The organism is Chamaesiphon sp. (genome assembly GCF_041737865.1).
Classification (GTDB): domain Bacteria; phylum Cyanobacteriota; class Cyanobacteriia; order Cyanobacteriales; family Chamaesiphonaceae; genus Chamaesiphon.
Genome location: NZ_JBGSQZ010000270.1, coordinates 1 through 6,704, shown reverse-complemented (window position 1 = coordinate 6,704; position 6,704 = coordinate 1). Strand labels below are relative to the sequence as shown.

Sequence of the window (6,704 nt, the reverse complement as noted above, 5' to 3'; positions counted from 1 at the left end):
AGCCCTCCCTTATAAAGGGGAGGGAGCAAGATTACAAAAGCCCCTTTATAAGGGGCAGGGCTGATCTATTGGAAAAAGAATAATGCTAAAACCCAATTGTTTCGTTTAACTTCCATCTACATTCGATCGAGACTTAACGACAGAAAAGGGTTAGAGCGGTTTTTCTCTGGTGGATGGATCAGCCCTGCTCTACAAGGGGGGGTAGCTCGACATCAACCGAAGTCTAGCCGACTCGAAAATCCAATTTGGTTCCAGACTTGCTTAATTCTGACCGCCCAATACTTCCGCTTTGGTGCGGTTAATATTTTCAACTAGTTCATGACGATCTTGTTCGCGGAGCAAGTAACGCCAAACAAACCGGACTACGTATACTAAACCAATTAGTTTGAGCAGTGGTGTTACCAGTGGGATATCATCGATCGCATTCAATCCCGCAAACATCAGTTTAAATCCAAGAATAGCGATAAAAGCTACACCTAGAATCGTCAGAAGCTGACGATTGTTTTTAAAGAAGATCGCAATAGTTGATACTGTTTCTTCAAAAAATCCTGTCGTTCTGGTTTGAATAGTTACCCACAGTTCTTCTGCTGACTCAACTGTCGATTGCTCGTTATTCATCATCGGTTCATTAACCGGAATATCTCCTAAAATGGCTGGAGTTTCGTCATAATTCATCACATTTTCAGGAGTATCGACGGACATGGCTGGTGATTCGTTATCACTCATCACAGCTTCAGTCACCGGAGTATCTGTGGAAAGGGCTGTTGATTCGTCATAACTCATAATGGTTTCAGCAGGAATATCTGCCGACTCAATGGGCGATTCATCGTAATTCATAATGGTTTCAGCAGGAGTATCTACAGACGTTAGCGATTCCTCTGCGATTACCGATTCAGCAGCAGCGGGATTATCTACCAAGTCAGTTGGCGATTCCCCGTGCTTCATCGCATCAGCAGGAGTAGAACTATCTGCTGAAATAGTTTCCGCTTCTGCTTCGGCATACTCATCAATTCTCATAATCTCATGCAGCGCAATCTCGGTTTTCATGGCAGTGGCCCGTTGATTTCAAATAACGAATAAAAGTTGAATTAATTTAGCGAAATTGCCGATTTGGCATAGCCCCTGACTGCGGAAAATCACTAATGTCATCAGCACTAGTCATCATCAATCGATCGAATCAGTGCCAGAAAGCCACAATCTTTTCAACTCATTTATATAATGATACGAGTCCGATTTCGATCGGTCATCATTCGATTTACCGATCTAGCTCGAACCATTAGATAGAGGACAAAAATATGTCTAATCTGGGTAGTTTGCTAAGAGGATGTCAGTGTCAAATTAGACATCTAGTGTAGGGGGTGAATGGTGAATGGTGATGTCTCTCGATCGGAGTGGTACGGAAGTTGAGGTAGGGTGCGTTACGGCTTGAGCCTAACGCACCATGTGTAGTATAAAGGTCGCAGAGATCTGATTTAGGATCGCTATAGTTTCCTAAGAGGATGTCAGTTTAGGTTAAGGATATTGGCTTCGTTGTGGTACCGCCAACGATTTCAGTCTCTAGGCTCTTAGGAGACACTGACGTTAAGATACAACCACTCCGAGCAGCCAGATCGATCGTCAGATGAGCCGCCTCATCCTGTTTCCATGACAGTTCCGCCGTGCCAAATAGTTGTCGTTCGGGGCGAGTCTTTAATCCCAGAGCTACTAGATCCAGGCTGACTTTTACTGACTCGGTACCGACATTGACGGCGACGAGGATTTCCGTCTCATCCAGAGTCCGAACGAAAACATACGCACTTCCCTCGGCATAGATCGATCGATAGGTACCGATTCGTAGAGCTGGGTGAGCATGACGGAGGGCGATGAGTTGCTGATGATAGCTCAAAAGTTCTAAGTCCCAATCCGACTCAGGGGGAAATCCCCTGCGGGAGTCAGGATCGGTTGCTCCTGCTAAACCTACCTCATCGCCATAGTAAATACTGGCTGCACCTGGAAATGTCAGTAATAGCAGCGTAGATAGTTCGACACTGGCGCGATCGGATTGAGCGATCGACATCAATCGCGCGGTATCATGGCTGGCTAAGAGGTTTAACTGCGTAAGCTGAATTTCCCAGGGGTACAAATCCAGCACCGCCTGAATTTTGGCGGCGTATGCGGGGGCAGATAGGGGCGGGTAGGGTTCATAACTGGGATTTTGGACATAATCCATTACCACGCGATCGCCAGCGGCAAAAGCGATCGTCGGCCCCGTAAATAGGTAATTCATCACCCCATCAAATTGGGTACCATCGAGCCATTGTCTGGCATCTGTCCAGACTTCGCCCACGATATAAGCTTCGGGGTTAACGGCTTTGACTCGATCGCGAAACTCTTGCCAAAACCCTTCTGTCTTAATTTCAAATGGTACATCCAACCGCCAGCCATCGACACCCATTTTAATCCAGTGCTCGGCAATCTCCATGATGTATTCTTTGACATCAGGATTATCGTGATTGAATACAGGTAGAGCGCGATTGTCTACCCAACCTTCGTAGTTAGCAGGTCGATCGCCATCATAAGCTGAAAGCGGCCAGTCATGAATTTTAAACCAATCCAACCACGGGGAATTGGGGCCGTTTTCTAAGATATCACTAAAAAAGAAAAAGCCCCGACTGGCATGGTTGAAGACTCCATCGAGGACAACTTTGATATCGCGCTGGTGAGCTTGCTCTAGTAGTTGCTCGAAGGCTTTATTTCCACCCAGGAGCGGATCGACTTGATAGTAGTCGTGAGTATGATAGCGGTGATTGGATGTGGACTGAAATATCGGTGTGAAGTAAATCGCATTGATGCCCAGATCCTGAAGATAATCCAGTTTGTCGATGACTCCCCACAAGTCACCACCTTTATAACCTTGTTGAGTTGGTGGCGCACTCCAGTCTTCCCAGGTGGGATTTTTTAATAAGCGTTTGCGAGGTTCTTGACTGATGACAAATCGATCGGGAAATATCTGATAAAAAACTGCATGTTTGACCCATGTTGGTGTCTCAATTTTCATAGTTAACGTGACGGGATAAAGGTAGGGTGTGTTATCGCAGAGCGTAACGCACCAGCGATGTAGAGTAACGCACCAGCATCTAATACTGTTTGAGTAGCACGGTATTACTTATCTATTGTCCCGAACAAACCTAGTTGTGCATCTATGTCTTTTGGGATAGACATAGCACTTTACTCCTCCCTCATAGGGAAGTTGGCTAACAGTTCTAATTAGAGATTGAATGGTCTAAGTAGGTGGAACATCAACTCTGCCCTGACTAATCGGTTAGATTAGCGATTTTTTAACTTCACTCTGGCATTTATAGGAGAAAGCGATGTTGGTAATTAGGTCACTTTTTCACAGCCATGTAGCCGATTTGATGGCTCAGGTTAATACTATTGAGCGGACGACGGTAGCTTTTTCATCGCCGCAATTCTTTACGGCTCTGGTGGCGGGTTTATTCTTGACGTTTGGATTTCAGATGCTGCTGACCAATTTGTCAGTAGCGGCGGGCATTTCCGTCTGGAGTCTGGCTCCCCATGATGATGATACTCATAGTTCGGGCAATAGTTTGCCGCCGATCGGTACGGCAGTAGGTGTCTGGACAGTAGCCACAGTTAGTATCGCGCTATTTTTTGCGTGTTTGCTGGCTGCGAAATTGAGCCTGGTAAATAGTGCCGTAATTGGTGCAACTCTGGGTCTGACGATCTGGGCTGCTTACTTTTCGATTTTGATCTGGATTAGCTCCACCACTGTCGGCTCTCTAGTCGGCTCTGTGGTGAGTACCGCAACCAAAGGGTTTCAAACGGTATTTGGGACAGCAACAGCGGCTCTAGGGGCAAAAGCGGCAGGTGCTGAACTAGTTTCATCTGCTGAAGCAGTCGCAGCAGCAGTCCGCCGTGAAATGACCGCCTATATCGATCCTCAAGAAGTTCAGGCATCTTTTAGGGATCTACTCGGCACGGTGAAGCCGCAAGAGCTGGATATTAAGGGGATTAGAGCCGAATTTGAAAAAATCCTCAAAGATTCTGACTTTACCAAAAATATCGATAAGGATAACTTACCGACACTCAGCCGCGAAACCTTTGAAAATCTCCTCAAAGAGCGCACCGATCTATCGCCCCGCGATGTCAAAAAGATTGTCGATGAACTCGACCAATCGTGGAATGGAGCCATTGGCGGAGTAGCTAAAGGTGGCGGACTGGGCGAACTGATGAAGCTGGTCAAGTCGGCTAAACCTCAAGATCTACTCTCAGGCGGCTTCTCACAGCAGCTCGATCGATTTGTCAAGGATATGGGTCAGGGTGAAAATTCGAGCCAGTTAGAGCAAGGATTGGGTGCTTTGATGGGGATTGTACTGGGTCGCTTGGACTTATCAGACCTCGACGTTGAAAAAATTAAGGGTCAAGTCAAGGATGCTCAGTCGCAGCTCAAAACCCAGGTAGATAAAGTAACTGATAAGCCAAGTCCGAACCTTTCGGCTGGTGCGAGTGTGATTCGATCGGATGTCGAGCACTATTTACTCAATACTTACTCTTGGCAAATGACTCCCGAACGGATCGAGCGGGATTTTCGCGATACTCTCTACGATCCTAAAGCCGATGCCAGAAGTATTCGTCAGGGGATTGAAACGCTCAAACCTGCTGAATTTACCACCATCCTCCAGTCGCGCGGAGTATTTACCCAAGAGAAGATCGCCGAGCTGACAGCGGCTCTCGATCGAGTCCGGTTGCAAGTTTTGGCACAAGTGCGCGCTGCCGAAACGAGCGGAATGTTTGAAAAGATGCAGACTACTGTCAACCAATATCTGCAAACGACTCCCAAAGAGCGGTTATTTTCTAACGCCGCAGCTCAAGACTTCAAAGCACTATTAGCCGATCCTGACGCCGATCCTCAAGAACTACACGATCGATTGGCTCGGCTCAAACAGGATCGCTCTTTGAACGGTTTTCAGCAACGGAGCGATCTCACTATTGCTGAGAAATCACAGATCGCCCAATCCCTCGCGCCGATCCTGGAAGTAGCCATCGCCGATACTCAGGGGCTACAAGCTGGCATCCAAACCAGGGTGACAACTCAATGGCAACAGGTACAGGACTACCTCCGCAGTACTGGGAACGCGGAACTCAATCCTGAAGGCATCAAGCGGGACATCCAAAAGCTATTAGACGATCCGCAAGCGGGCATTCACGACTTGAAACTGCGGGCGGCTAGTTTCGATCGAGATACTTTGGTACAGCTTTTGAGTCAACGCCAAGATCTCAACGAAGCCCAAGTCAATGACATCTTAGATGGCGTGGAGTCAAACTGGAAACAGGTAACTCACGCACCAGCAGCTCTAGTAGATAAAGCTAAGACTCAGTATGAAGATACCACCTCGGCGATCGCTGATTATCTCCGTCGGACGGGGAAATCCGAACTCAACCCCGATGGCATCAAACGCGATCTCACTACATTGCTACATGACCCCAAATCGGGGCTAGAATCAATTCGCGATCGCTTGAGCCAGATCGATCGAGATACCCTCGTCCAGCTCCTCAGCCAGCGCGACGACCTCTCAGAAGCCGAAGCTAACGCAACGATCGACCAGGTACAGGACACCATTCGGGGTGTGCTACGTACCCCACAACGATTGGCAGTTCGCGCCCAAGCCAAAGTCCAAGACTTCCAAACTACGCTGGAAGACTACCTCCGCAATACCGACAAAAAGGAACTCAATCCCGATGGGATCAAACGCGATCTCGGATTGCTACTGCAAGATCCCCGCTTGGGTTTAGACCACCTCAGCGACAGACTGTCCCATGTCGATCGAGCCACCATTGTAGCGTTGCTATCCCAGCGGGAAGATATCTCCCAAGCTGAAGCCGAACAGATCGTCGATCGAGTCCTCGCCGTTCGCGATCGAATGGTCGGGCAATTAGAAGCCATCAAAGCCAAAGTTCAGTCCGTAATTGACGGCATCCTGGGTAAAGTCCGCGACTACCTCAACGCCCTCGAACGCCCCGAACTCAACTATGATGGCATCCAAAACGATGTCCGCAAGCTGTTTGACGACCCGAATGCAGGTTTCGACGCACTCCGCGACAGGCTCTCACATTTCGATCGCGATACCTTAGTCGCGGTGCTCAGTTCGCGGGATGATATCTCCCAAGCCGATGCCAACCGGATTATCGACAAGGTTGACGGCGTTCGTACCAATGTCCTGCACCGAGCCGAGCGGATTCAAGACCAGATCCAGCATCGACTCGAAGACATCAAGCGTCAAGCACAGGCACAAGCAGAAGCCACACGCAAAGCCGCAGCAACAGCCGCCTGGTGGTTATTTGCCACCGCTTTCACCTCCGGTATTGCCGCAGCCGTAGCAGGTGCGATCGCTTAAATTAGTTGATAATTGATAGTTGATAGTTGATAGTTGATAGTTGATAGTTTGCACTCAGCGAACGGCTAGACTACGGTTTAGGTTGATTTACCCCCCCAACCCCCCCTTTATAAGGGGGGGCTTTTCATGTTCCCTCCCCTTTATAGAACCCTCAACTACCATCTAGAGTGAAGTGAATGCCGCTCCAAGCTTCACACACGCCATCCATACGTAGGGGAGTTTGAGAGGGCGGCGTTTCGCGCTCCTCGGCTCTGCCGAGGGTTTAGCGGCGTTTTTATTCGGGGGTCCCCCCCGAATAAAAAAACGACA

At 48.5% G+C, this 6,704-nt stretch carries 3 protein-coding genes; 1 reads left to right on the top strand and 2 read right to left on the bottom strand.

The annotated features are described in order from the left end of the window. Window positions 1–261: 261 nt before the first annotated feature. Together ACEW9J_RS20720 and ACEW9J_RS20715 are read right to left on the bottom strand one after the other, a co-directional pair. Window positions 262–1,047 (bottom strand): CAAD domain-containing protein, encoded by a 786-nt coding sequence (locus tag ACEW9J_RS20720; protein WP_373546986.1) that lies wholly within the window; start codon window positions 1,045–1,047, stop codon window positions 262–264. Window positions 1,048–1,507: 460 nt separating this feature from the next. Then, a complete protein-coding gene (locus tag ACEW9J_RS20715) occupies window positions 1,508–3,037 on the bottom strand; it encodes a glycoside hydrolase family 13 protein (RefSeq protein ID WP_373546985.1) in 1,530 nt (509 codons plus the stop codon). A gap of 358 nt (window positions 3,038–3,395) precedes the next feature. Here ACEW9J_RS20715 and ACEW9J_RS20710 point away from each other — a divergent pair, with 358 nt between their 5' ends. Continuing rightward, window positions 3,396–6,395: an MFS transporter gene (locus ACEW9J_RS20710; protein WP_373546984.1), complete on the top strand. Its 3,000-nt coding sequence runs from the start codon at window positions 3,396–3,398 to the stop codon at window positions 6,393–6,395. Window positions 6,396–6,704: the final 309 nt, after the last annotated feature.

Excerpts from the sequence above, each read along its gene's own strand:
- ACEW9J_RS20710 (WP_373546984.1), top strand. The coding sequence starts at position 3,396 with ATGGCTCAGGTTAATACTATTGAGCGGACGACGGTAGCTTTTTCATCG.
- ACEW9J_RS20720 (WP_373546986.1), bottom strand. The coding sequence starts at position 1,047 with ATGAAAACCGAGATTGCGCTGCATGAGATTATGAGAATTGATGAGTAT.
- ACEW9J_RS20715 (WP_373546985.1), bottom strand. The coding sequence starts at position 3,037 with ATGAAAATTGAGACACCAACATGGGTCAAACATGCAGTTTTTTATCAG.